Annotated in this window: 1 pseudogene; it reads left to right on the top strand. The window is 62.8% G+C overall.

What is annotated here, in order from left to right:
• Window positions 1–599 (top strand): annotated as a pseudogene (locus tag TSA1_RS32590) (DUF1522 domain-containing protein); the annotation flags it as partial.

Raw genomic sequence — 599 nt, 5'->3', positions numbered from 1 at the left:
CGATCGACGCCAACGGCCTGCTGACGGTCTCGACCACCAACGACTACGCGTCCTCGACCATCGGATCGAGCGCCGCGGGTGGTGCGATCGGCGGCACGCTGACCACGGCGCTGACCTTCTCGACGGCTTCCAGCCCCGTCCAGGATACGGTTGCCCAGACCTCGCGTTCGAACCTGGTGTCTCAGTACAACAACATCCTGAACCAGATCGACTCGACGGCGCAGGACTCCTCGTTCAACGGTGTCAACCTGTTGAACGGCGACCAGCTCAAGCTGGTGTTCGACGAGACTGCCAAGTCGAGCCTCAGCATCACCGGCGTGACCTACAACTCCAAGGGTCTGGGCCTTGCTGCGCTGACCGTCGGCGTCGACTTCATCGACAACGCTGCCACCAACAAGGTGCTGACCAACCTGAACTCGGCCTCGAGCACGCTGCGCTCTGAAGCTTCGAGCCTCGGCTCGAACCTGACGATCGTGCAGGTTCGTCAGGACTTCAACAAGAACCTGATCAACGTGCTGCAGACCGGCTCGTCCAACCTGACCCTGGCCGACACCAACGTCGAGGCGGCCAACAGCCAGGCGCTGTCGACCCGCCAGTCC

Origin of the sequence: Bradyrhizobium nitroreducens (assembly GCF_002776695.1) — a bacterium.
GTDB classification, from domain to species: domain Bacteria; phylum Pseudomonadota; class Alphaproteobacteria; order Rhizobiales; family Xanthobacteraceae; genus Bradyrhizobium; species Bradyrhizobium nitroreducens.
This window is presented reverse-complemented; position numbering and strand designations above follow the sequence as displayed.